At 45.0% G+C, this 258-nt stretch carries 1 pseudogene; it reads right to left on the bottom strand.

Features of this window, described 5'->3' with window-relative positions:
* Positions 1-63 precede the first annotated feature (63 nt).
* Positions 64-258 (bottom strand): annotated as a pseudogene (mngR, locus tag SB756_RS32100) (mannosyl-D-glycerate transport/metabolism system transcriptional repressor MngR); the annotation flags it as partial.

The following is a 258-nucleotide window of genomic DNA, read 5'->3' as shown; positions in this document are numbered from 1 at the left end:
AGGAATGGCGAAGGGCTGTCGGTTTCGACATGGTTGGCCATCGTATGATGGCCTTTTTTGTGCTTATCGCGATGATTTTCGCTGCGCTATCAGGGTAAATTTATAGTCATCGGTATTAAAAGCGTTGCGGCTATATTCAAACACCCGACCATCAACTAAATATCCACGCGATACTTTTTCAAGAATCGGCTTTGTCTGGCTGATATTAAGCAGACGGCTCATCTCTTCGGTTGGCATCAGAGGAATGATTTCCTGTTC

This window comes from Pseudomonas sp. SIMBA_068 (assembly GCF_046534705.1).
GTDB lineage: Bacteria > Pseudomonadota > Gammaproteobacteria > Pseudomonadales > Pseudomonadaceae > Aquipseudomonas > Aquipseudomonas putida.
The sequence above is the reverse complement of the archived record's forward strand: the minus strand, read 5'-3'. Positions and strand labels throughout refer to the sequence as shown.